The 25337-nt window shown below is 63.4% G+C and carries 17 protein-coding genes, 2 pseudogenes and 1 riboswitch; of the genes and pseudogenes, 9 read left to right on the top strand and 10 right to left on the bottom strand.

Going from position 1 to position 25337, the window contains the following annotated elements:
- Position 1 precedes the first annotated feature (1 nt).
- The 4 genes from E1748_RS01605 (at position 2) to E1748_RS01595 (ending at position 4092) form a co-directional block, all read left to right on the top strand.
- On the top strand, positions 2-1552 hold the full coding sequence (locus E1748_RS01605; RefSeq protein ID WP_133645407.1) for a DUF4178 domain-containing protein: 1551 nt from the start codon (positions 2-4) through the stop codon (positions 1550-1552).
- Positions 1549-1689, top strand: a complete 141-nt coding sequence (locus E1748_RS31400) for a hypothetical protein (protein WP_166653491.1) — start codon at positions 1549-1551, stop codon at positions 1687-1689. The genes E1748_RS01605 and E1748_RS31400 overlap by 4 nt, the downstream gene beginning before the upstream one ends.
- On the top strand, positions 1686-2075 hold the full coding sequence (gene speD, locus E1748_RS01600; RefSeq protein WP_240766235.1) for an adenosylmethionine decarboxylase: 390 nt from the start codon (positions 1686-1688) through the stop codon (positions 2073-2075). Before E1748_RS31400 ends, speD begins: the two co-directional genes overlap by 4 nt.
- A gap of 133 nt (positions 2076-2208) precedes the next feature.
- Positions 2209-4092: a DUF3857 domain-containing protein gene (locus E1748_RS01595; protein ID WP_240766230.1), complete on the top strand. Its 1884-nt coding sequence runs from the start codon at positions 2209-2211 to the stop codon at positions 4090-4092.
- 206 nt (positions 4093-4298) lie between these two features.
- On the opposite strand, the gene E1748_RS01590 is transcribed toward E1748_RS01595, so the two are convergent.
- Entirely contained in the window at positions 4299-8750 is a 4452-nt protein-coding gene (locus E1748_RS01590) for an autotransporter outer membrane beta-barrel domain-containing protein (protein WP_166653490.1), read from the bottom strand.
- An 823-nt stretch (positions 8751-9573) separates the two neighbouring features.
- Positions 9574-9791: riboswitch (cobalamin riboswitch) on the top strand.
- Between the two features lie 180 nt (positions 9792-9971).
- Between E1748_RS01590 and E1748_RS01585 the strand changes: the two genes are divergently transcribed.
- From E1748_RS01585 to bluB, 4 genes are read left to right on the top strand one after another with little or no spacing between them, the layout of a single operon-like run.
- Complete coding sequence (locus E1748_RS01585) at positions 9972-10454, top strand: cobalamin biosynthesis protein (RefSeq protein WP_133645404.1); 483 nt, start codon at positions 9972-9974, stop codon at positions 10452-10454.
- Positions 10451-11053, top strand: coding sequence for a cob(I)yrinic acid a,c-diamide adenosyltransferase (cobO, locus tag E1748_RS01580; protein ID WP_133645403.1), 603 nt, complete (start codon positions 10451-10453; stop codon positions 11051-11053). The genes E1748_RS01585 and cobO overlap by 4 nt, the downstream gene beginning before the upstream one ends.
- Positions 11054-11056: 3 nt before the next feature.
- Positions 11057-12370 carry a cobyrinic acid a,c-diamide synthase CobB gene (locus E1748_RS01575; protein ID WP_133645402.1) on the top strand — a complete coding sequence of 438 codons (1314 nt, stop codon included), beginning with the start codon at positions 11057-11059 and terminating at the stop codon, positions 12368-12370.
- Positions 12354-13019: a 5,6-dimethylbenzimidazole synthase gene (bluB, locus tag E1748_RS01570; RefSeq protein WP_133645401.1), complete on the top strand. Its 666-nt coding sequence runs from the start codon at positions 12354-12356 to the stop codon at positions 13017-13019. Before E1748_RS01575 ends, bluB begins: the two co-directional genes overlap by 17 nt.
- A gap of 8 nt (positions 13020-13027) precedes the next feature.
- On the opposite strand, the gene E1748_RS01565 is transcribed toward bluB, so the two are convergent.
- The 8 genes and pseudogenes from E1748_RS01565 to E1748_RS01530 form a co-directional block, all read right to left on the bottom strand.
- A complete protein-coding gene (locus E1748_RS01565; protein WP_240766229.1) occupies positions 13028-13690 on the bottom strand; it encodes a DUF4136 domain-containing protein in 663 nt (220 codons plus the stop codon).
- Between the two features lie 30 nt (positions 13691-13720).
- Complete coding sequence (locus E1748_RS01560; protein ID WP_133645400.1) at positions 13721-16171, bottom strand: CHASE2 domain-containing protein; 2451 nt, start codon at positions 16169-16171, stop codon at positions 13721-13723.
- A gap of 25 nt (positions 16172-16196) precedes the next feature.
- Entirely contained in the window at positions 16197-17576 is a 1380-nt protein-coding gene (locus E1748_RS01555; protein ID WP_420819309.1) for a FecR family protein, read from the bottom strand.
- Positions 17577-17638: 62 nt separating this feature from the next.
- On the bottom strand, positions 17639-18337 hold the full coding sequence (locus tag E1748_RS01550; protein ID WP_133645398.1) for a response regulator transcription factor: 699 nt from the start codon (positions 18335-18337) through the stop codon (positions 17639-17641).
- Between the two features lie 454 nt (positions 18338-18791).
- Positions 18792-19163: pseudogene (locus tag E1748_RS01545) on the bottom strand (hypothetical protein); the annotation flags it as partial.
- A 452-nt stretch (positions 19164-19615) separates the two neighbouring features.
- Positions 19616-20065: pseudogene (locus E1748_RS01540) on the bottom strand (fimbria/pilus periplasmic chaperone); the annotation flags it as partial.
- A 24-nt stretch (positions 20066-20089) separates the two neighbouring features.
- Positions 20090-20500, bottom strand: a complete 411-nt coding sequence (locus E1748_RS31970; RefSeq protein ID WP_133645396.1) for a fimbrial biogenesis chaperone — start codon at positions 20498-20500, stop codon at positions 20090-20092.
- A gap of 300 nt (positions 20501-20800) precedes the next feature.
- Positions 20801-21598: a DeoR/GlpR family DNA-binding transcription regulator gene (locus tag E1748_RS01530; RefSeq protein WP_133645395.1), complete on the bottom strand. Its 798-nt coding sequence runs from the start codon at positions 21596-21598 to the stop codon at positions 20801-20803.
- Positions 21599-21783: 185 nt separating this feature from the next.
- Here E1748_RS01530 and E1748_RS01525 point away from each other — a divergent pair, with 185 nt between their 5' ends.
- Complete coding sequence (locus E1748_RS01525) at positions 21784-24264, top strand: GcvT family protein (protein WP_133645394.1); 2481 nt, start codon at positions 21784-21786, stop codon at positions 24262-24264.
- 12 nt (positions 24265-24276) lie between these two features.
- Here the strand turns inward: E1748_RS01525 and E1748_RS01520 are convergent, their stop codons facing one another.
- Entirely contained in the window at positions 24277-25335 is a 1059-nt protein-coding gene (locus tag E1748_RS01520) for a lipase secretion chaperone (protein WP_133645393.1), read from the bottom strand.
- Positions 25336-25337: the final 2 nt, after the last annotated feature.

The following is a 25337-nucleotide window of genomic DNA, read 5'->3' as shown; positions in this document are numbered from 1 at the left end:
CATGTTTCGATTCTCCTGTCCGCAATGCGGCGCGGACGTCGAATTCAAGTCCGCCGCGGCTGTGATGGCGGTGTGTTCGTTCTGCCGCAGCACAGTTCTGAAGAACGGGGACGCACTCGAGCGCATCGGCACGATGACCGAAGCGCTCGAAGACTACTCGCCGATCCGCCTCGGCGTCACCGGCCTTTACCAGGGCGTCGGGTTCACGGTCATCGGCCGCATCCAGTTGCGCTACCGCGCCGGATACTGGAACGAGTGGTACGTGTCCCGCCACGACGGCACCGACGCATGGCTGTCCGATGCGTCGGGCCAGTACGTCGTCACGATGCGCGACGACGCGCTATCGTCGCAGGCGACGATTCCTGAGTTCGGCGCACTCACGCCCGGCATGCCGGTCCGCCTCGGCGAGTTGACGTACCAGGCATCGGACATTCGCACCGCGCAATGCAACGGCGGCGAAGGGGAATTGCCGTTCAGGGTCGGCGACGGCTGGACCGCGAAAGTCGCGGACTGCCGGCTCAACGATGCGTTCGCGACGCTCGATTATTCCGACGTGGGCGATGTGAGCGACGTGGGCAGCGCAGGCCGTCCTGTCGTCTATCGCGGTTTGGCTATCGAACTGGAAGAGCTTGCGTGCCAGGGGCTGCGCAGCGAGTCGGAAATTCGCGAAGCGGCGGGACGATATCGCGGCGACGCCGTACCGTTCACGTGTCCGGGTTGCGGCGCGTCGATCTCGTTCGTCGCGGGTATGGCCGACTACGTGACGTGCGGCACCTGCCACACCGGCATCGATTGCTCGGGTAAAGAGGCCGCGGTGTTCGCGAAGCAACGCCAGGTGGACAGCGTCAAGACCGCGCTTGCGCTCGGCGATACGGCCACGTTCGACTCCGTCAAATACACCGTGTTGGGTCTGACACGCTGCCGCGACAGTGGACACGGCTGGACATGGGACGAGTATCTGCTGTATCACGCGGTACACGGACTGCTCTGGCTCGTGCATAGCGACGAAGGCTGGGATCGCGTGCAGGTGCTCAACGAATGGCCGTCGACACCCGATGCATTGCATGTCCGCTTCCGCGGCAGGAACTATCGCAAGGGTGAGCCGTATCAGTCGGAAATCGTCTACGCGGCCGGTGCGTTCAACTGGCAGGCTAAGGTCGGCGACCGCGTGACTGTTATCGACTACGAGTGGACACCCAATAGCCGGCTGACCTCCGAGTCGAATGCCGAAGAACTGGTGTGGTCGCAGGCCACGCGCGTGCCGGCGAGCACGCTCGCGGAGCAGTTCGGCAAGCCGGAGCTGGCCGGCTCGACCGGTCTTGCCGCAGCAGTCGCCAACCGGAAACTTGACGCAAGCGGTAGCCCCGGCAAGGTCGGCGGCTTCGGCATCATGCCGTGGGCGTTCTCGATCATGCTGGCCGTGTTCAATCTCGACGTCGTGTTCGACGAAGACCGGTTCATCATCCTTGTTCTGCCGCTGCTGGCGATCTGGCTGCCGCCGCTGCTGGCCGGCAAGTTCGACTCGTCGATCCGCTCGGGGCAGAACAAATGAAACACGTCCTGTATGCGATCTATAGCATCGTCGTGGTCGTCCTTTTCAGCTGTTCGATGCATCCGGGTCTGGGCGGCTCCGGATGGGGTGGCTCGTCGGCGCGCGGCGGTTATTCGTCGTATGGGTCGCACAAGTGAGCCGCGCCGAATCGCTTCGTGAGTCTTGCGCGGTCGAGCCGCCCGATGCGGTCGGACTTCATGTACTCGCCGATCTTCACGACGTCGATCCGTCGATGTTGCGCGACGCCGATGCGCTCGAGACCTTGCTCGTCGAAGCCGCGCGTCTCGCGGGTGCGACGGTGCTGTCGTCGTCGTTCAGACACTTCGGCGGCGAGCATGGCGTAACGGGTGTCGTTCTGCTCGCGGAATCGCACATCACGATCCACACATGGCCCGAACACGGATTCGCCGCACTGGATGCGTTCATGTGCGGACATGCCAGGCCGCACGATGCGATCGACCACATTGCGCACGCGCTACGGGCGGGACGCGTTGAACTGCATTCACAGCGGCGTGGCCGCTGATCCGCATTCGGCGGATTACGTTTCACGACGCACAGCAAAAAGCGATAGCGGTAGACTTGCGCGTCCATCGCTTGTATCGAATGGACGCAGCGCAGAAATCTCCCTTCCCTCTGCAGTTAAATGTGAAATCGCCATGCCCATGTTCCGGAAGCTGTGTGTCGCTGGAGTAACGAGTCTTGTCGGCCTGTGTATCCACGCGCAGGCTGCGACGTCGCAGCCAAACATCACGAGCCTGTCCAACGACATCGATTACACGATCAACGCCGACGGCACCTTCGTTAAAACGGTCGCCGAGTCGTTCCGGATTGAGACCGAGCAAGGCGTGAAAGAAGACGGACAGGTTTCGCTCAGCTACAGCACGTCGCTGCAGCGGCTCGACATCGAAGAAGCGTATGTGACGACACCCGCCGGCAAACGGATCGACGTCGCGCCCGGGCAGATCCTCGAGCAGCAGAGCGCACAGGGTGCGCAAGCGCCGATGTTCGACGACAACAAGGTAAAAGTCGTGGTGTTCCCCGGCGTGACGGTAGGCGCGACGCTGACGCTGCACTATCGCCGCACGCAGAAGCGGGCGCTCTTCCCCGGCCAGTTCGCGGCGACCGAATATTTCTCCGACCGTATTCCGCGCGATTCGATGCGTCTTACCGTGCACGCGCCGGCTGCACTGCCGCTGCATGTCGATGCGGTCGATCTGGATGGCGGTCGCGTCGGCAGCACCGATGCCGGTGGTGCGAACATGCAGCAGTGGCAATGGACATTGACGAAGCGCCCCGCCCGCGCGCCGGAACTGGATTCCATCAGCGTCGCCGATCACAGCCCGCGTGTATCGATCAGTTCGTTTACCGATTTTGCAGCCGTCGCCGCCGCGTACCAGCAACGCGCACGTCCGAAGTCGGCGGTGACGCCCGCCGTGCAGGCACTCGCCGATCAACTCACCAAAGGCGTAAGCGATCCACGTCAACAGGCCGAGATTTTGTACGACTGGGTCAGCACGCACATCCGCTACGTGGCGATCTACTTCGGCTTCGGCGGCGTCGTGCCGCACGATGCGGACACGATCCTGTCGGCGGCTTACGGCGACTGCAAGGATCACGTCGCGCTGCTCGAAGCGCTGCTGGCCGCGAAGGGTATCGCCAGTGCGCCGGTGCTCGTCAATGCCGGGAACACGTACTGGCTGCCGACGGCGGCCGATCCGGTCGGCGTGTTCGATCACGCGATCACGTATCTGCCGGCTTTCAAGCTGTTCGTCGATTCGACGACCGGCACCGCACGCTTCGGCGTCCTGCCGCCGACGTTGCTCGGCAAACAGGCGCTCGTCACCGACGACGGCACCGGCAGCGCGCGCGTGGAACGTCTGCCGCTCGCGACGCCGGACAACGCGCGCGTGACCGTTACGACACGCATCATGCTGGACCGCGACGGCAACGCAACCGGCACCGCGCACATCGACAGCACCGGCGTGTTCGACTGGTACGCGCGACAACTGTTCGCGTCGATACGGCCCGGCCTCGAAACACAGGTCGCCGCTCGCATCCTCACGCTGACCGGCCAGGACGGCACCGGCGACTATCGTCACGACAACGTGCAGGATCTGAGCAAACCTTTCGACTACGACTCGCAGTTCGTGCTGCCCGACTACGCACAGTTTCCAGGGCCCGGCGCGATCCGCGTGCCGCTCGGTTTGGGCAGCTTCAGCAACATCGGCGCGGTGTTCGACGTGGCCAGCCCGGAGACGCGAACCTTCGCGATACCGTTCGTCGCTCAGCACCTGGCCGAGACGACCGCGATCACGTTGCCGGACGGCATCCGCATCCCGCAACTGCCGAAGCCGGCCGACATCGAGTCGCCGTTCGGCCGCTACACGTCGCTTTATCGAACCGAAGGATCGACGATCACGGTGACGCGCACGCTCGTGCTCAGCGCGTCGGGACCGTTGATCGAACCGGCGCAGTATCCGGCGTTCCGGCAGTTTGCGCGGGCGGTGAAGCGGGATTTGAGGACGCAGCTGGTTTATTGAGAATTGGGGGAAGCCCGATCCATCCGGCTGTGAAACGCGTCCGTGATGCTATGTCGCGATTGACGATGTTCATCGACAGCGCGCATAGCATCCCAACGCGACGCAGCTTCCACTCAATTCGCTCGACACTCCACAACCTTCGCGCGAAGGCGCACCCGTCACCGCCTTCACGCTGCGTCGGATCAGCGTCTTCGTTTGACGACACCCTACCAGGCCCACCGCACACCGGCGTTGCCGGTAATCGTGCGCTGGTGTTCGCCACCGAGGTTCGTCAGGTAACTGACCGCGGCATACACGCTGCCGCGCTTCGTCAATTGAGCGGTCACGCCCGCACCGATCTGCCCGTCCGTTTGCCCGACGTGGGTATCGAGTGTCGTGGTCGCACCGAAGGTCGTCGCGTCATTGGCACCGAACGACCGTAGCACGTTCAACCGAAGATACGGTTTCCACGCGACCCCGCCCACGTCGAACGCCCGTTGCAGCCGTGCGCCGATCCGCGCCAGGAAAGTATTCCCGTTGTTCCACGTGACGTCCGAGATTCCGTCGTTGAATCGATCCAGCGACAGCCATTGCCACACCAGTTGCGCCTGCGGCTCGAGCGTCAATCCGTAGCCCAGCGCGATGGGTAGTCCGGCTTCGACCGAACCGGTAAACGCGCCGCCATTCGTGGAAGCATTCGATCCGCCGCTCGAGTGCGTGCGCACGCTCAGTACGCTGCCCATCGCGACTGCATCGGTGTACCACCCGCCCGAACCGATGTGCGTCCAGTAACCGCCCGCGTCGTACGTGCTGACCTGCAGCGATCCCACACCCAGACCGGGCTGCCCCAGTGCGAGGCCGCTGACGTCGCCGACCGCGTGCGAGAAACCCAGCAAGAAACCGTAGTGATTGCGGTTGCCGCGCGCATCGCTGTTCGCGTACATGTCCTGGCCGACCTGCGTGCCCCACACGGTGCCGTCGAATGCCGGCTTGACGTCGCCCCCTTGACTGATGTTGCTGTGACCGCCCCATGCGCGCGCCCACGATGCCGGCACGGAACCTGTTTCGGTCAGCAATCCCTGGTCGCCCTGGCGATCGTGGAAGGTATCGATCTGCAGTAATCCCAACTGTCGTGCGACGGCGGGTGCCTCTGCATACAACGGCACTTCGGGACGATAAACCGGTACGGGACTCTCACCCGAAGAACCGGCATCGGCGACCGCTTCCGCGAGCGGCTTCGGCGTTCCGTCCGCTGCGACGACCGGCGGCTCCGTACCGGTGGTGGGCTTCGACGGAACCGTGTTGCGCAGATACCAGCTCTCGCCCGTGCCGCCCGATGTCCCGCCCTTCGCCAGGTAGTACGCGTAGGCGCCTGCGCTGACGGTGCCGCCCGCCAGCGTGAACGTGTCTGCGCCCGTCGTGGCACCGTTCGTCGCCTGTACGACCGTGATGCCGTCGCCTGTCGTCTGCGCACCAGGCCCGCCGACGTTCGTTACCTTGAGCGTGCTCGAACCGCTCGCCGTTCCTCCACTGACAACCAGCCGGTCCGACGGCGCGCCGTCGCCTGCTAGAAACGTGTTCAATGCAATCGTTGCGTTCTGGCCGGCGTAGTTGCCCGCAACTGTCAGCGCGTTGCCGATGCTGCTGCCCCCAAGCTGCACGAGTCCGGCATTGGTCAGATTGCCGCTGATCCGGAAATTGCCGGTTCCATTACTCGCGAAGGTCGGCAGTGCATTCGCGACCGCAATCGTGCCGTCGTTCGTTACGTTACCGGTGATGCTGCCGTACCCGCCCAGCGTGGCGCCGTTCGCCACCTGCACGGCACCGCCTGCCAGTGCGGCGTCTGCATGCGCCGCATCGCCGATCGCCAGTGCGCCGGTGTCGACCTGCGTGATTCCTGAGTAGGTATTTGCGGCAGTCAGTACGGTAGTGCCGGTGCCGGCCTGGCGCACGCCTCCTGTGCCGGAAATTGCACCGGTAAAAGACGAGACGTCAGAGCGATCGAACACCAGCGTGCCGTTGTTGGCCACATTGCCCGCGATGCTGCCCGTCGTGCCTCCATTGCCCAGTTGCAACGTGCCGGTATTGATGCGGGTGCCGCCTGCGTACGTGCTGTCGCTGGTGAGTACCGTGCTGCCGGCGCCGTTCTGCGTCAGCGAGCCGGTGCCTCCAATGACTGAACTCACCGTCAGCGTGGTGTCTGCGTCCGGGGCGAGCGTGCCACCACCAGCGTCGAGCGTGATCGCACGGCTGAGGGCAAGGCTGGATGTCGTTCGCAGACCGCCTCCATCGAAGGTCAATGCGCCGGCGGCGTCGCCCAGATTGTGATCAGCAGATATCTGTATCGTGCCACCGTCGAACTGCGTGCCGCCGATATAGGTGTTCGCCCCGTTCAGTACCAGCGTGCCGAGGTCTGTTTTCACGAGCGTGGAGTTGCCGACCAGGACCGCGTTGATGGTCGCGAAATCGGCGGCCCCGTCGGATGCCCCGTCGCCGACGCGGATCTCCGTGTGTCCAGGGTCGGCGACGGTACCGGCGAGCGTCAGGTTCTCCCCCTGTACGACGTACCCGTTGCTGGCGAACTGCATCGCACCCACGTTGACCTGCCCGAGGCTGTTGTCGACTGTCACCGTACCTGGCGCGGCTTCGAAAATCGCAAAGGCCCGATCGGTGAACGGTGCGTTCACCGCACCGGCGAGGTCGGTCCAGTTGTCGTTACCGCTCGCGTTCTGCCAGGTGCCGTTGCCTCCGTTGACGACCTGGTCGTTTTTGGGACCCGCTGCACCGTCCCAGTACCGGAGAGTGAGGCCATTCGTATTGATCAGGTTGATCTGGTTGTTCACCGATGTCTGCAGATAGAAGTTCTGCGACGGGATGGTGCCGATGCTCAGTCCGTTATTGGTTAACGTGCCGTTGTAATTGAAAACGCGATAAATGCCCGTATCGAACGATCCGCCTGGCGAAGTGACCACATTCAGCGTGCCGTCGAGAACCAGATTGCCCTGCACGTTCACGAGATCGTTGTACGCACCGCCGGCCACACCGGCTTGTCCGAGACTGTAGGACAGGTTGCTGTTGCCGGCGAGATTCAGATTGCCGCCGATGGTCAGCGTGCCTGGTATAGCGCCCAGCGCGCCCGGCGACAGGGTTGCGCCGGCCGCGACCGTGACATTGCCGCCGATGGTGCCGTTGCCTCCGAGCGTGGCACCGCTCGCTACAGCGGTAGCTCCGGTTGCAGCCGACTGATCGCCGTTCACGTAGAGCGCACCTGCATTCACATTGGTGGCGCCCTGGTAGCTGTTGGCGCCGCTCAGGATCGTGGTGCCGCTCCCCGACTGGGTGACGGTGCCCGTACCGGAGAGAAGCCCGTCAAGCGTCAACGCGTCGGACCTGTTGAACACCAGCGCGCCGTTATTGTTCACGTTGCCGACGATGCTTCCGGTTGTCCCGCCGTTTCCGAGCTGAAGGGTACCCGCGCTGATTGTCGTGCCCCCGCTGTAGACGTTGCTCCCCAGCAGGGTGAGCGTACCGCTGCCCGCCTTCGTGAGCGAACCGCTACCGGCGATCGCTTGCGAGACGGTTGTGTTGAATGCCTGGGTGTCGAGCGTGCCGCCGCCTGCGTTGAGCGTCAGCGCCCTCGAGGCCGCCAGATTGAAGCTGTTGCCGAACTGAAGCGTGCCGCCGTTGAAAGTCAGCGAGCCGGTCGCCGCGCCTAGTGCACCATCGGTGCTGACTTTCACCGCGCCCTGGTTGAAGCTGGTCCCGCCGCTGTAGGTGTTCGCTCCCGTGAGCGTCAGTGTTCCCCCGTTCGTCTTGGTCACCGCGCCCGTACCCTGGATCGCACCCGCATACGTACCGTCGGCCGTCTGGGCGAAGCGGACCTGGCCGTTGTCCGTGACGCTCGGCGGAAGACTATCGGAGTCGCCCTCCAGCGTGCCGGCCGCGGCTACCGTGACAGATCCGGTGAAGCCGGCATTGCTGCCGTCGAGGACCAGCGTTCCCTGGTTGACGTTGACCTTCATGCCGCCGGCTATGGAACCGCTCAGCGTCCACGTGCCGGTATCCTGCTTGTTGAGCGTCTGGAAGTTCTGGATCGCGCCCGGCAGACCCTGACTACCCGTGCCCCAAAGATTGATGACGTTGGTACCGCCGCCGCCGTTGAAGGTACCGGTGATCGTCGACCCGGTATACAGGTCGAGTATGTCATTGCCACCGGCAAAACCCAGATTACCCTTGACGGCCCCCTTGTTGATGAAATGCACAGCAGCGCTGCCCGATGAGCCAATGACGTTGCCCGATGCGCTCGTGGTCGTGATGACTCCCGTGGCCTCGTTGTCTATGGTGTTCAAACCGCTGAGATTATCGAAATAGATGGCTGACGAGTTCGCGGATCTGATCGTTCCGGAGTTGGTGATGACATTGCCGGAGCCCACGGTATTGATTGCCTCGGCGTTGCTGGCCGTACCGTTCGCTGAAACAGTTGCGCCCTGCTGAATGGTCACCGTGTTGTTACTGCCGAAATCGATCGTGTTGCCGCCCACTCCGTTGAGTCCCGCGATGGCGGTGTTGACCGTCGCACTGACCTGGGCGCCACTGTTGATGGCGATGGTCGCGTTGTTGCCAAGCGAAATGCCGTTACGGCCGGTGACTACGATCTGCGCGTTCGGATCGAGTGTCACGGTGGCGCCGGAGGCTGTGTTGCCGCCCAGGCCCACCGTATTCGTGTAGGGACTGGGCGACGTCGTGTCGCAGGTTGTCGCGTTGGAGGCTGTGGTGCAGTTCGCGAAGCTGCTTGACGGAAAGCACGCGATCGCTGCAGCCAATAGATTCAGGGCAAAAGGAATGACAAAGATGCGGTTGCGTCGGATAGGCCTCCGAGGGTAACGGATGTCTTTTTGCATCATGTCCTCGCAATGAATAATGTGATTTATATAATTCCGATAGTAATAATAAGCGGCACTCTATGAAAAGATAGGGGTGTTCTTAAAAAATGCTAATTGACTCTCTATTCCGTAATTCAATAGCGGCGCATGCTCCCCGCGTTAGCAGGATCACGTCAAGTCGGCAACCATCCCAGGCGCGGTGACTGACAGGCTACGCGACAGGCAATACGCGTAATTCACTGCAGCTCGCGGCATTTCCTGCGCTTTTTGATAACATATATGTGGGAATTGGTGCTATTCGTGACGTTGAACGGCAATGGATAAGCCGCCAGCATATCGGACGTATTTTAATTGCGGCACTCGGGGAAACAGGCTAATAGATTTCCAACGATAGAAATCAAAACCAATGCAAGCGGCATGATATTTTTTATTTCAGCTTAACAACGATGCTCTCAGTGAAAGGCGGAAGTCTTTCGAATGGATGTGCTCTTGAACCACATCACCATCTTGATTCGCTGCGGCAACTCCCACGATTCACATGCGCAACGCGGCCGCGTCGTTTGTGGCCTGGCAACTGCGCGTTGGCCTGCCGCAGCGAACCAGCCTGCATAAACCCTGTGCTATCGTACGCGCGTCTGGTGCCCGCACACGCACTCGCGTGTGCAGTTAAACGGGAAACAGGAAGCGCTTTGCGCCAGCCTGTGCTGTCCCCGCAACGGTAAGCAGCCTGCGGCCTTCGAGCCGCGCACGTCGTTCGACGCCACTGCGGCAAGAGTCGCGGGAAGGCAACGACGTGAGGCTGTCAGCCCGGATACCGGCCAGACGAAGGGGCACGCGCAAGCGTTGCCGACCGCCCGATCCGCGGGGGACGGATACACGGCGTACACGGTGCGCGTGCGTAAAGCGCGCGTCATCCGTATTGCAATTGCAGCCGCCTGGCATGGCCTGTTTCTTTTCGTCGAATTCCGTTGTGCGTCCTGACGCGCGGTATGCGTGGTATCGGGTGGAGCCGCGTCGATGAGTCGCGCGTCGCTCATTGCCGGCATCGGCTGCCGCAGCGGTGTCTCGGCCGCGCAGATCGATGCGGCCTTGCAGATGGCGCTCGGCGCATATCCACTCGCCGACGTGTGCGCGATTGCGACCGTCGATGCGAAAGCGCACGAGCCTGGCCTGCTCGCGTTTTGCGCTTCTCACGCGCTGCTTCTGTACGTGTTCACGCGCGAGCAGATCGCGGCGTTCACTTCGACATTCCCGGACACGTCCGCGCTCTCGTCGCCCTCGCCTGTCGTGCGCGCGCAGTTCGGCATCGATGGCGTGTGCGAACCCTGTGCATTGCTCGCCGCGAACGGCGGTCCGCTGATCGTCGGCAAGATCGTGTGCGATGGCGTCACCGTCGCACTCGCACGCGATCCCCGCTTCGACTGCCGAACCACCGCGCCGCTCGCTGCCGGCCTCCTCGACTCATCACACCAAAACCTCGAACAGGACCCCATCCGATGAAAACCGATCCCGAATCGCATGCGCGCATGACTCAGCGGCGTCGCGAAGGACACGAAAAAAAGCAGGCCTCCGCGACGATCGAGAAAGGTCTGTTGATCGTCAATACCGGCAACGGCAAAGGTAAAAGCACGGCGGCGTTCGGTATGGCCGTTCGCGTGCTCGGACACGGCATGCGGCTCGGTGTCGTGCAGTTCATCAAGGGCGCGCTGCATACGTCGGAGCGCGACTTCCTCGGCGCGATCGCGGAGTGCGACTTCGTCACGATGGGCGACGGCTATACGTGGAACACGCAGGACCGCGACGCCGACATCGCGACCGCGCGCAAAGGCTGGGCCGAAGCGTGCCGGATGATCGAAAGCGGCGAGTACCGGATGGTGATCCTCGACGAGCTGAACACGGTGCTGAAATACGACTACCTGCCGCTCGACGAAGTGCTCGGCGTGCTGACCGCGCGCCCCGAATCGGTACACGTCGTCGTGACGGGTCGTCATGCGCCCGACGCGCTGATCGAAGCCGCCGACCTCGTCACCGAGATGCGCCTCGTCAAGCACCCGTATCGCGAGCAGCACGTGAAGGCGCAGCCTGGCGTGGAGTTCTGAGCGATGCCCGCGTGTCCCGCGCTGTTCATCAGCGCGCCTGCATCCGGTCAGGGTAAGACGACCATCACCGCCGGGCTCGCGCGTCATCATGCGCGGCTCGGTCGGCGTGTGCGTGTGTTCAAGACGGGACCGGATTTTCTTGACCCGATGATTCTTGCGCGCGCGAGCGGCGCTGCAGTGTATTCGCTCGATCTGTGGATGGTCGGCGAGGACGCATGCCGCAGTCTGCTCGCCGAAGCGGCCGCGAACGCGGACCTGATTCTGATCGAAGGTGTGATGGGGCTGTTCGACGGGACGCCGAGCAGCGCCGATCTTGCCGAAGCGTTCGGTGTGCCGGTTGCGGCGGTGATCTCCGCGAATGCGATGGCGCAGACGTTCGGTGCGCTCGCGTTCGGGCTCGCGCACTTTCGTCCGCAGGTGCCGTTTCATGGTGTGTTCGCGAATCGCGTCGGTTCGGCGCGGCATGCACAGATGCTGACGGACGCGTTGCCTTCCGACATCGCGTGGCTCGGGCACACCGCGAAGGATCCGGCGCTCGAACTGCCCGATCGACACCTCGGTCTGCTGCAGGCCGACGAGATCGGCGACCTCGACGCGCGGCTCGAACGTGCGGCCGATGCGCTCGCGGGCGCCGCGCTTGCCGAATTGCCGCCGGCGGTCGAATTCGAACCTTCTCTTGAAGCGAGCACCCGTGTATCAAAACCGCGTCTGCTCGACGGCATGCACATCGCGATCGCACGCGACGCCGCGTTCTCGTTCATCTATCCAGCGAATCTCGACCTGCTCGCTGCACTCGGCGCCCGGTTGAATTTCTTCTCGCCGCTCGCCGACGAACCGGCACCGATCGATGCCGATGCGCTGTATCTGCCCGGCGGCTATCCCGAGTTGCACGCGACGACGCTTGCTGCCGCCTCGCGCACCGCAGCGTCGATACGTGCGCATGCCGCAGCGGAAAAAGCCATCGTCGCCGAATGTGGCGGCATGCTGTATCTACTCGACAGCCTGACTGGCAAGGACGGCGCGACACACCCGATGCTCGGCCTGTTGCCCGGCCATGCAACGCTCGGTACGCGTCTCGCCGCGCTCGGCATGCAGCAGATGGACAGCAGCAGGCACGGCACGCTGAAGGGACACACGTTCCACTATTCGCAGATCACGACGTCGCTCGAACCGGTGCTCAACGCAACGCGCGCTCAATCTGAACAAGCTGGTGAGCCCGTCTACCGCGCCGGGTCGATCGTCGCGACCTACATGCACGGCTACTGGCCCTCCAACCCGGCTTTCACGGCGACGCTCTTCAATGGCGAAGCGTTTTAGCGATCCGGAACGCGCGGCCGTCTACCGTGCGATCCACGAGCGGCGCGACATGCGCCACTTCACGCGTGAACCGGTCGATTCGCTACTGCTGCAACGGCTGTTCGATGCCGCGCATCATGCGCCGAGCGTCGGCTACATGCAGCCGTGGCGCATCGTTCGCATCACCGATCCCGTGCTGCGTATTGAGCTGCACGCCGCGGTCGAGCGCGAACGGTTGCTCACCGCCGATGCGCTCGGCAAGCGGCGCGACGAGTTCATGAAGCTGAAGGTCGAGGGAATGCTCGACTGCGGCGAATTGCTGGTCGTCTCGCTGATGGACGATCGCGAGCAGCATGTGTTCGGCAGACGGACGTTACCGGAGATGGATCTTGCGTCGGTCGCATGCGCGATCCAGAACATGTGGCTCGCCGCGCGCGCGGAAGGAATCGGACTCGGCTGGGTCTCGCTGTTCGATCCCTTCGAGATCGCGACGCTGCTGGGCATGCCGGCCGGCGCGAAACCGGTGGCGATCCTGTGCATCGGCCACGTCGCGCAGTTCTATGACGAGCCGATGCTGGAAACCGAACGATGGGCGACGCGCACGCCGCTCGCTCATTGCGTGTTCGAGAACCGCTGGCCCGTGGACGACTCCGGCTCCGACGACGGTTGAGTCGAAGGTCAGCGGTCCCTGGGTTCGACCGGTTTAATCGACACGACTTCCGGCGCAGTGGACGCGTCCTGCGTCTGCAATTTCACCTGCCAGTCCGCGTGGTCCGCATACGGAAGTTTCGCGAGCGCGCTCTTCACCAGATACGGAACCGCGTGTTGCGGGTCTGCCTCGCGATCGCGCGTCGTCGACGTGACCTTGTATGCTTCGCGGCCAGTCGTGCGTTCAAGGAAACGCAGCGTCAACGTGTGGCGATACGTCGTGCCGCCGAACAGCGAGAACGAGGTTTCGCCTGGTGTGCGGCAATCGGCGTTTACCGCATCGGTCGAGGCTGCCGCAGCATCGCCATCCGCACAGTCGCCCGCTACAACGCCGATCGCAGCCGGCCGCGTATCGTACGCAATCGACAGCAGATAACGCGTGTGCGTCGCATCCGCAGTCGTGAAGCCGTACTTCGCCAGTTCCGCCTCGACCAGCGACGCGTATTGCGGATACGTGGCACTCGTCTGCTGCGACGGCAGCCGCGTCAACGCGTAAGTCTTTTCGCCCTGCAGCGAGGTGGCGTTCGCGCCCGTCGATGCGTGCACGTCGGTCTTCACGCCGGCGCAGCCCGCCAGCGCGGCCGCACAACCTGCCACCAGCAGTGCACTGCGGATCGGCCCGAGATTCATCATGTTGTTCGCTCCGTAAGAGGGTGGGCCGTGTCAGCCGATATCGGACGGCAACGCTGTCGTCTCGTCGAGCGCCGGCAGCGCCAGCGTGAACGCCGTGCCCTTGCCCGGCGCGCTGTCCACGTACACGTCGCCACCATGCCGCGTCACGACGGTCTTCACGAACGCCATGCCGAGCCCCGCACCACCGATGTCGGGACGCTCCGTTTCATGAAAGCGATGAAAGCGTTCGAACAGCTTCGCCTGCTGCTCGACTGGAATACCGTAGCCCTGATCGCGAATCGTACATTGAACGTGGGGCCGCCGGCTGTCTGTCGATTCGACGCGTTCGATGGTGCAGAGAATCTGTGTGTCGGGCGGGCTGTACTTGACCGCGTTGTTCAGGATGTTGACGAGCGCGCGCGTGATCAGCGAACGGTCCGCGGAAATCCAGCATGCGTCGGCGCCGTTCTCTGCGTCGTCTTCGTCGGGGAATTGGGTTTCGAGGCGGATGTGCTTCGCGTGTGCCTGCGGCCACACTTCGTCGCTTGCGTCGATCAGCAGCTCGCCGAAGTTGACCGGTTCGAGCACGTAGGTCTGCGACTCCGCGCGCGCGAGTTGCACGAAGTCGTCGGCGAGCGTCAACGCGCGCTGCGCGTAGCGCTCGATCCGTTCGAGCAGTTCACGCATCCGGTCCGATTCGATCCTCGCGCGCTCGATCTCGACGAGCGCAAGAATCGACGCCTGCGGCGAACGCATGTCGTGCGACAGCAGCCGCAGCGCATCTTCGCGATGACGCTCGGCTGCATGCAGCGCCGTCACGTCGACGAGCCCGGCGATCCAGCCCGTGGCTTCGCCCTGCGCGTTCGTGCACTTCGCGTAGCGCAGCAGATGGTCGCGTCCATTCCGGTCGCTGACCTCGATGCCCTTTTCCATCAGCGTCTCGAACTCGTCGCGTGCCGGATCGAGCAATGCGGGCCAGTGCGTGCGCGCGAAGCCGTCGACGTCCGCGCTTTCATCGATCGATTTCACGTAGGTCAGATCGCCGAATATGTCGCGGATCGGCCGGCCTTCCGGCGACGGCTCGGCAATCCGCGCGAAATGCGCTTTCGCCGCCTGGTTCGCGATCAACACGACACCGGCGACGTCGCTGACGAGGATCGGCTCGGGCACGCTATCGAGGCTGTCCCACACGAAGCGCTTCATGTCCTGCACGCGCTGCGCGGCCTGCGCCATCAGCGACATGTGCTTTTCGAGCGCGTCACCGCCGAAGTCCGCGCTACGACGCGGCGTGCCGGGGAGCAGGTAGGGTTCGTCGGCGAGGCGCTGCAGCTCCTTACGCAGATACGACATCGTCATTTCGAGACGCCGCCAGTTCCAGATCGGATACACGGCGATCAATCCGACGATCGCCGGCATCGGTGACGCCCAGACCCGTGCGCCGTACAACAGCGCTGCACTGCCCGCTGCGGTGAACGCACACAGGCCGGCTGCGAGCAGCAGCGAACGCCACGGCGACAGCACGAGGAAGCCCGCGAGCAACACGCCGAGCGGCACCAGCGAGGCAATGAAGACGACCCAGCTGCGCGTCGGCTCGATCGTGCGACCGGTCAACAGCGAGTCGAGCACGTTCGCGTGAATGTAGACGCCGGGCATCAGCCCAAGCTCGCCCGACACCGGCGTCGCGAAACGATCGTAGAGGCCGGACGCGGTTGCACCGATCAGCACGATCCGCCCACGCAGCACGTCGGGCGAGACCTCGCCGTTCAACAGACTCGCGAACGATACCTTCCGATAGCTCTCGGCGAGCGGACTGAACGGGATCAGGAAGCGCTGCTCGCTGCCGTCGTCGATATGGGAACCCGGCGTATGCCACGTGCCGCCAGGCGGCGGCGCAAGCGGTACCGTGCCGTTCGAGATCGCGCGCCATAGCGGTAACGTGAGTTGCGGCCAGTGCGAATGCGCGTCGCCCTCGAACAGCGCGACACTCCGGACGATGCCGTCGCTGTCCACTTCGAGATTGATGTGGCCGAGCCCGGACGCCGCCTGTGCGAGCGGTGCGACGGGCTGCACGGCGTTACGCGTGCCGTCGGCGTTTTCGGGGCTCAGCAGGATGGGTAGAAACGTATGGTTCGCTGCGATCGAACGGGCGAAACGCGCATCGTCGGGTGACGACTCGGTGAACAGCACGTCGTAGACGATCGCGGCGGGCTGTGCTGCTGCGATCCGCTCGAGCACCTCCGCATGCACCGCACGCGGCCACGGCCAGCGGCCGATTCGCGCGATGCTCGCGTTGTCGATTTCGACGACGACCACGTTATCGAGCACCGGCGTCGCGCGGAACTCGAGGAAGCGGTCGTAGACGAGATGATCGACTGCGTTGGTCAGATGCCAGACCGCGCCGAACAGAACGACGATCACACCGAGGCAACCGACGCCCAGCCATTCGAAAAGAAAACGGCGCCCGACAGGGCGCCCGAGACGAGACCGCGGGTCGAGCGTCATTCGCGACGACTCACCGGCGCCGGCATCAGCGCGCGAGGGTGAACGAGCGGACAGAGCTGCCCTTTTCATAGAACTTGCCGTTCTCGAACTGCTCGGCGATCACGGTCCAGTAGTAGACGCCCTTCGGCAATTCGCTGACGACGAGCCGCCCGGACGACAGATCGGTGCGATCGATAACCGGATCGTGCAGATCGGCGGACTTCGCGAGTACGAAGCGGAATTTCGTCGCCGCTCCATTGCGACTGACGAACCAGCGGAACTCGAAATCGCGCGTGCCGGCGCGCTGCGCGGCCGTCGCAGTGAGACCCAGTTGGCGGCGCTCGAACGCATAGACCTGTGGAAGACCTTGCAGTCCGTTTGAATCGATTGCCGACAGACGCACGAAATACGTGCCGTCGGGCAGTGTGTCGAACGATGCCTTGGGCCCGGTGGTGCGTTGATCGAGGATCATGTCGAGCAGATCGGCGTCGCGCGCGATCTGCACGCGATAGCCGTGTGCATTGTTCGACGGCACGATGTCGAACGAGACGTCTTTCGCGTCCTGGATCTTGCCGGGATCGACGAGTGCCGGCGCGGGCAGCAGTTCGACCGGCTGGCCGACACCACCGCTACCGTGCGTGACGCTACCGAAATGCGCACTGACGAGTTGCGACGACGCCTGCAACGGAATGCCTCGCGCGGGCGGCGGTGTCGCGGCACTGTCGACGCCAACCGCACCGTCGAGCACTTCGACGGCCGTGGACTGAACGTCGCGATCGTAGTTCACGCGGAAACTCGTGCCACGCACACCCGCCACCACGGACGGCGAGCGGATCTGGAAGCGGTCGTCTTTCTTCGTCGCGTGCGTGACTTCGCTGTCGACTTCGCCGTGCTTCAAATTGATCACACGGTCGCTCGAGCCGGTCAACACGGTTTGCCGCAACGAGCCGATATCGATCTCACTGTTTTGCGGGACCGACAGATGTGAGCCATCTTCCAACGCCAGCGTCACGAAACCATTCGGGCCGGTGCGGACGCGGTCGCCTTCGCCGAGTGCCATCTCGGTTGCAACGGGAGTAAATGGCGCGTTACCGAATGCGTGTTCGGCCGGACCGCTCGTGGCGATGACCCGTGCGGAAAGTCGCTCTTGTTTCAGCAGCGCAACGGGCAGACGCACTTCGAGTCCGGGCGGTAAATGGCGCGGCGGCGGTAGATGGTTCAGACGGCTGAGTACGGTCCAGTCGCCCGGATCGCGCAGATAGCGGGCTGCGATTTCATAGAGGGTGTCGCCGGCCTGGGTGACGTACGGCGTCGTGGCCTGGGTAACGTGGGTGGTCGGCGTTGCGTGAGGCACGTGTTTCTGCGCGACGGCCGGCGCGGATAGCCAGCCAAGCGTCGCGACGACGCACGACAGCGCGAACGGCAATGCCCGGCGGTGGCGCTGTGCCCACTCGACGGATCCGGTCGCAATCACGGCTCGCCCACTAATCACGCATCCCCCTTCTCTATTCGCTCCAAACGATAACCATACCCGTAAATCGGCGTGAGCCGATAGCCATTTTCAGGTCGCAGACCGAGTTTAGCGCGCAGCATCGACACGTGGGTATCCATTGTGCGCGACGGAATTTCGGTGGCCTGCTTCCAGATGACGTCGAGAATGTGCGCACGCGATAACGGCCGGCTCAGGTGCTGGAACAGCAGCAGCGCCAGTTCGAATTCTTTCTGCGTCAACGCAACCGACTTGCCTTTGACTTGCACCTGCTTCGCGCCGATGTCGAATTCGAATTCGCCGAACACCTCTTTCGCGGCCGCCGGATTGAGCTGGTACGCGCGCCTGAGCAGCGAACCTACCCGTGCGAGCAGGACGCTTCCTGGGACAGGCTTCACGACGTAATCGTCGGCGCCGCTGTTGAGCATCGACGTGATATCGGTCTCGCGGCTGCGGCTCGTCATGAACAGCACCGGAAGCTTCTCCGACAGACTCTGTCTGACCCAGTGCAGCACTTCGTCGCCGGACATGTCGGGCACGTTCCAGTCGAGCACCAGCAGATCGAACGTCTGACGGCGCAACTGCTTCACGAGCACTTTGCCTTCGCCGAACGCGTGGCAGATATGCCCAGCCGTCGACAGCGTTTCACATACGAAATCGGCCTGAGCCGGATCGTCATCCAGAACAGCAATTCTCATAACACCCCGCATCGCACATCGTTCATCGATCTGGACAGCGTCGCAACCGGCCAATGCTGGATGCACCGCCGGCCACGCAGTCGATCGATCGTTGACGAAGCGCCCGCGTGCCGTTTGCTTCTATACGGCAGCGCAAACGACACAGCTTGAACACGGCGCTACATGCGACGCATGCAGTGATGTTCGTTGTTTGCGATCGGGGCGGTCATCATAATCGAAAAACCGTTGTCCTCTTCCGGCAGCGACATATCGCCAACCGGTTGCGGCCCGCGGGCGAGCCGCATGTCTTCTCTCAGGTTCTGGCCCGGACTGTCGCCGTGCTCTCTCGGGTGACGTCGTGTCGCGTCTACTTGTGATCTGCCGCTGGGTCTGCCGATTCCTCAGGGCTCTTCGCCATGGGTTGGCCTTCATCGTTGACCGGCGCCGGTGCGATACCTTGACCGCCGTCGGCTTCATCAACCTCGGCGTCCGCAGCGGTCCGCAATTTCGCGCGCAGCGCGACATCGAGTTGCCTGCGCACGTGCTCCCACGCTGCGTGCGCGTAGTCCGGCTGATCGGCGGCCCATTCCTGCGCGAGCGCAAACACGCGCATCGTCGTCGCCGCACAATGTGTGATCTCGCCCTGCTCATGAGCCGCCGATACACGCAGCAACTCGGCAAGCCAGGGCATCTCGGGCGCACACGAATCCGCGTAAGCCTCGATTGCGGCGCGTGCATGTACGTCGGTGGCCGGATCGAGTTCGATCCGCTGCAGACGGCGGCCGGTCTTGTTTGCGCGATCGTTCGTCCGGAACGGAAGGCGCGTCGTGCCAGGTCTGAAAAACATCCGTTGCTCTCTGCTTAGGCCAACGTCCTCCGCGGTCGTACTACTTGTGCCGCAGAGGTCCTCATATGTCGTTGTTCCGTCTTTTTGCGCCGAATCGTCAAAGGCTTCACAATCGGCAGCCCAGTATAAGAAGGGCCATCAATTAAATCGTTTAAGGATTGTCAGTCGGGTGGCCTCGCCCGATGCCTCACTGCTTTCAGTTCGTTATGCTGCTGGTTGGTCCCGTCGCGATCCCGTGGGAAGTGCGACACGCGTGTCGCGCGGATCGTGCGCCCGCTTGCGCGGGCGCCCCTTCCCTTGCTTTGTTGTTGCCGGTCTCATCGCCGGATGGCCCCGCCGCCCCGTCCCTGAATGCTGCCTTGCCTGTCGTCGTTGCCCTGCTGTTGTCCTGCTCTTGCTTTGCTGTTCTGTGGTTACTCGTGCTGCCGATCTCTCAGGTTCTGATTGTTCTGCTATTGCACTGTCAATTCCCTGCTGCGTGAATCCATCACTCCACTGCAGTCGTTCATCCAGGTCACCCCACCCGAACGCGCGACCAGCCGATCAAACGCAACGTAGTGAGGCGTCGGGTTGACCGCCTCGAGCGCATCACCGCCACGCTCCTTTCCGACGGATTTCCACGCGATGCCGGCTGCGGCTGCCGCTGCGTCGCCGGACAGACCCGCTGGTCGAAAAACCAGTCGGATTCTCGAGCGCTGCAACGATTGCCCGTTATCGCGATCCGCATCCGCTGCTCGATCGTCCTGCGGCGTTCGCTCTGCGACGTTGAGCCAGCGCAACGATTCACGGTCCTGCGGTAATCCGTCCTGCGCACCCTGCGTTCGAACGAACCGCAGATTCCTGCTTCGCTTCGGGTCGAGGCGAAAAGCTGGCGGCGACAGTGTGAAAGGCACTTTTGATTCGTCCGGTCTTGCATTCGGATTCCCCTAATCGAGCCACACCTGCATCCAGGCCGGCACATTGCCGTCGTTGCCGAGCTGGACGGTCACCTCGTTTGCTCCGCCCTCAGAGAGCACCCGTGTTCCGCCGATCGTCACGCCCGCCCGGGCGCCGCTCATGTTCAACGACATCACATCGCAATTGCCGCTGTCACCGCCACCACGTCTTTCGTACCGCCACACCCACTTCCCGAAGTACCAGGCGGACTGAAGTCCGCTCTTGCTGTCCTCGACCGTCGACGCCTTCGGTGGCGCCGGCAACCGCCCCGTAGCGATTGACCGTCCCGGTGAATCTGTGTCGACCACCGGCTTCTCTGTATGGGTCGTTGCCGCACCGTTCATCACGGTTTGGCGTCTGAATGCATTTTCGAGATATCGACGGGAGGCCACTGTCAGCAATAGTTAAATTCCGTCGATTTAAATGTTAAGGAATGTCAACGTTGGTGCTGGAAGGTGGCCTGGAGAGATTGCCGAGCGACGAAGTAGTTCGCGCTCAGGCAAGCTGGGCGGGACTTTGCGAGGAGCCTGCGGAGGGTGGCGAATCGGGTGACGCGGGCATCACGCGATGTGTTGGATCTGACGTTTCGTGAGTGCGTAGTGGGTGGAAAGCGGCGCGCGACGCGCGGCTACCGAATCGAATTTTGAGCCGTATTTAGCGATTCACCCTGTGCGGGGGTCGATGCCTTCGCGACCGGCGGCTCATGCAACCGCAGCACCGTCACCCGATACAGCAGACGGACGCCCCACTCGCACCTCCAGCCCAGCCTCTGAAAATGCACGAGCAATCGCGGGTGGCGGCGTTTCGTCGGTGACAAGTAGATCGATATCCGTTGGACCGAACGCATGCGCGAGCGCGCTGTGCCCGAACTTCGCATGATCCGCGGCAACGATGCATTGCTCTGCCTGTGCAAACGCGGCGAGCGAATACGACACATCCGATAGCTGTGCATCCATGAAGCGCCCTTCGTGATCGATCGCAGTGACCGACACGATCGCGAAACGCACATGAAAGCGCTTGATGAATGCGAGTACCTCGTCGCCGACTGCTGACAGATCGTCGGCACGCAACTCGCCGCCCGCAACGAACACGCGATTGCCGTTGCGCGGCGCGAGCGTGCGCGCGATCTCCACCGAATTGGTCACCACCGTGAGTCGCGAGCGCGCACATAGCGCGTCGGCGATATGCACGCAGGTCGTGCCGCTATCGAGAATCAGCGAGTCGCCGTCTTGCACCAGTTCGCACACGCTTGCGGCGACGATCTGCTTCGCGTCGCGCTGCTCGACGAGTCGGCGCTGGAACGGCGGCTCGTCGAGTCGATCGGGCAACATCACACCGCCGTGCACCTTCACGAGCAAACCGTCGGCGATCAGCGGTTTGACGGTGCGTCGCACGGTCTCGTCGGATACCGCGAACAGTTGTGCGAGCTCGGCAACCGTGCAGGTCTGTTTCGCACGGACGAGGCGCATGATTTCGGTCTGACGGGGCGTGGTGAACATCGCGGCAACTCGTGGCTGGATGGCGCGGAGTCTAGCAAAGGCCATCGCGGCCGACCAGACCAATCCCACACATATCCAACAAAAGCCAAATCATATCCAATAATAATGTTGTGTTTTGTGGCTTTATGTTGCATCCTTTCGCCCGTTATCTCTTCCTGTTCGTCTCTTCCTCCCGCGAGATTTTCATGGCCACGACTCTTCCCCAGCACACCCGCGTCGCGATCATCGGTGGCGGTATCGTCGGGTGCTCGGTCGCGTATCACCTGACCAAGCTGGGCTGGACCGACGTCGTGCTGATCGAACAGGGGCAGTTGTCGTGTGGGACCACGTGGCACGCGGCCGGTCTCGTCGGCCAGTTACGCGCACAGGAAAGCATGACGAAGCTGATCCGCTATTCGACGTCGCTGTATGCCCAGCTCGAAGCCGAGACGGGTCTTGGCACGGGCTGGAAGCAATGCGGGTCGCTGTCGGTTGCACGCACCGCCGAACGGATGACGCAGCTCAAGCGCACCGCGGCCGTCGCGCGCGCGTACGGCGTCGCGTGCGATGTGATCGGTCCGCAGGAAGCCGGCGACTTGTGGCCCGTGATGCGCACCGACGATCTGCTCGGCGCAGTCTGGCTACCCGGCGACGGCAAGGCGAATCCGACCGATCTCACGCAGGCGTTAGCACGCGGCGCACGCACAGGCGGCGCACGCATCGTCGAGAACACGAAGGTCACGGCAATCCATACGCGCGCGGGCACGCACGGCCGCGAAGCGTGCGGGCTCGCGTGGCGCAACAAGGACGGCGAAGAAGGCACGCTCGACGCGGAGATCGTCGTCAACTGTGCGGGCCAGTGGGCGAAAGCGCTCGGCCGTCTATGCGGTGTCACCGTGCCGCTGCATTCGGCCGAGCACTACTACATCGTCACCGGACGCATCGCCGGCGTGCATCCCGACCTGCCCGTGATGCGCGACCCCGACGGCTACATCTATTTCAAGGAAGAAGTGGGCGGCCTCGTGATGGGTGGCTTCGAACCCGACGCGAAGCCTTGGGGCATGCAAGGCATTCCGGAAAATTTCGAATTTCAGCTGCTGCCCGACGACTGGGACCAGTTCGAAATCCTGATGCAGAACGCGCTGCAGCGTGTACCCGCACTCGAAACCGCGGAGATCCGGCAGTTCTACAACGGCCCGGAATCGTTCACGCCCGACAACAACTTCATCCTCGGCGAAGCGCCTGAATTGCGGCGCTTTTTCGTCGGTGCCGGCTTCAACTCGATGGGGATCGCATCCGCCGGTGGCGCAGGCATGGCGCTCGCCGAGTGGATCGTCGCGGGCGAACCGACGATGGATTTGTGGCCCGTCGACATTCGCCGCTTCGCGCGCTTCAACGGCAACGATACGTGGCTGCACGATCGCGTGAAGGAAACGCTCGGGCTGCATTACGCGATGCCGTGGCCGAACCGCGAACTCGATTCCGCGCGTCCGTTCCGTCGCTCGCCGCTGTTTGCGCTGCTGCGCGACAAGGGCGCCAGCTTCGGCGGCAAGATGGGCTGGGAGCGGCCGAACTTCTTTGCGCCGAGCGCGGCAGAGACGCACATCGATTACGCGTTCGGCCAGCAGAACTGGTTGCCGTGGAGCGGCACCGAGCATCGCGCCTGCCGCGAAGGCGTTGCGCTATTCGACATGACGTCGTTTTCCAAGCTGCTCGTGAAGGGCCGCGATGCCGAGAGCGTGCTGCAATCGATCGTCGCGAACGACGTCGCCGTGCCGCCAGGCACGACGGTCTACTCAGGCTTGCTGAACGAGCGTGGCACCTACGAATCGGACTTCACGCTGACCCGCCTCGCCGACGACCAGTACCTGATCGTCACCGGTTCAGCGCAAACCACGCGCGATCTCGACACGCTGGAAAAGCTGATCCCTCCCGACAGCCGTTGCACGATCGTCGACGTCACCGGACAGTACGCCGTGCTCGCCGTAATGGGCCCGCATGCGCGTGCGCTGTTGCAGAGCGTATCGAAAGCCGACTGGAGCAACGAAGCGTTCGCATTCGGCCAGAGTCGCGAAGTCGACATCGGTTATGCGACCGTGCGCGCGACACGTCTCACGTATGTCGGCGAACTCGGCTGGGAACTGTACGTGCCGGTCGAATTCGCGGTCGGCGTGTACGAGACGCTGCACGCAGCGGGCAAATCGTTCGGGCTCGTCGATGCCGGCTACTATGCGATCGAATCGCTGCGTATCGAGAAGGGCTATCGCGCATGGGGCCGTGAACTCACACCGGACACGCATCCGTTCGAAGCCGGTCTCGCGTTCGCATGCAAGCTCGACAAGGCAATTCCGTTTCGCGGCCGCGATGCGCTGCTCAAACTGCGCGACGAACCGCTACGTCGCCGGATGGTCGTCCTCACCGCCGACGGTGCAACGGACCGCATGCTATGGGGCGGCGAAGCGATCTTGCGCGACGGCGCGCCGGTCGGCTTCGTGAGTTCGGCGGCATATGGTCACTCGGTGGGTTGTCCGGTTGCGATGGGTTACGTCGCGCGCGCTGACGGCGCTGTCGACGCCGCATGGCTCACTGCGGGCCGCTATACGATCGAGGTCGCTGGAGAACAGTTGCCGGCGTCGATTCATCTAAAGGCGCCGTACGACCCGCGTTCACTCCGCGTGAAAAGCTGAACCCCAACGCACTCAGTTAGCCGCCCCCCGATCCAACGACTGCGCACGCAGCGCATCCGCCGGATTCGTGAAAAAACGCTGCCGCAACTGCGCGACCTGCGCGTCGCGATCCTGCGGCGCGAGTCCCATCCGATCGATCTGCGCGCGCTGCGACGCATAGTCCGTATAGCGGCTCTGCCACGCCTGTTCCGTCTGCTCCATTTGCACGACCCGTCGCGCGGCTTCCGGACCGAGCGTCTGCGTCACCTGCGCGCGTATCGCATCGGCCGACGCGCCCTGCTTCTGCATCTGAGCGATCGCATCGAGTGCCGACTGCTGACGCTTCACGCGTTCGCGCGCATCGCGCTCGGCTGCGGGCAATGCGGCGTCGAGCGATGCAAGACGTGCGGCCTTCTCCGCGTCGCTAAGCGATGGGTCCGACGCGATCCGCAGACGCGCGAGATCGTCACGCTGCCTGCGTAACTCGTCGCCGAAGAACGGCTCGTTCCACTCGCCCATCGTCTGCGCGGCGAGCGTCGCGCGTTCGTCGAGCGTGCGTTGCAACGCGTCGAGATCGGTCGTGTTGCCGGGTGCCACAGAAACGGGTTGCGGCAAACGATCGAGTGCCATGCGATACGCGGTGTAGCGACGCCATGCGTCGACGGCTTCGTCTGCCGCTGCAGTGCCGTCGAGTTGCGCAGCGATATAGCGGCGCACCAGCGCATCGAGCGCCGCAGCGGAACGTTCGCTGCTTGCCGTGAGGAAATAATCGAAGAAGTCCCGAACCGCACGTGTGCGCGCAAGACGGCCACCTGTGTCGAGCGGTAAACGCGGCGGCGACGATCCTTGAAGCGAGTCCGGCAGCGCGTTCAGTTGCGCCTGCGTCGCGGACGCACTGGCCGGATCGACAGCGCGCGCGAGCGTCGCACGAGACTGATCCGCAACCGCCTGCGCATCCGTGTGTTCGTGCGACCGCGGGCCGAACCACCACGCACCCGCGCCCGTCGCCGCGAGCACTGCAACCACGAACCAGACTCTGCGCGCGCGTTCCCTCGATACGCGCCGTAAGCGTCGCTCATGCGCAAGCGTCATCG

Source organism: Paraburkholderia flava (genome assembly GCF_004359985.1).
Taxonomy (GTDB): domain Bacteria; phylum Pseudomonadota; class Gammaproteobacteria; order Burkholderiales; family Burkholderiaceae; genus Paraburkholderia; species Paraburkholderia flava.
This window is presented reverse-complemented; position numbering and strand designations above follow the sequence as displayed.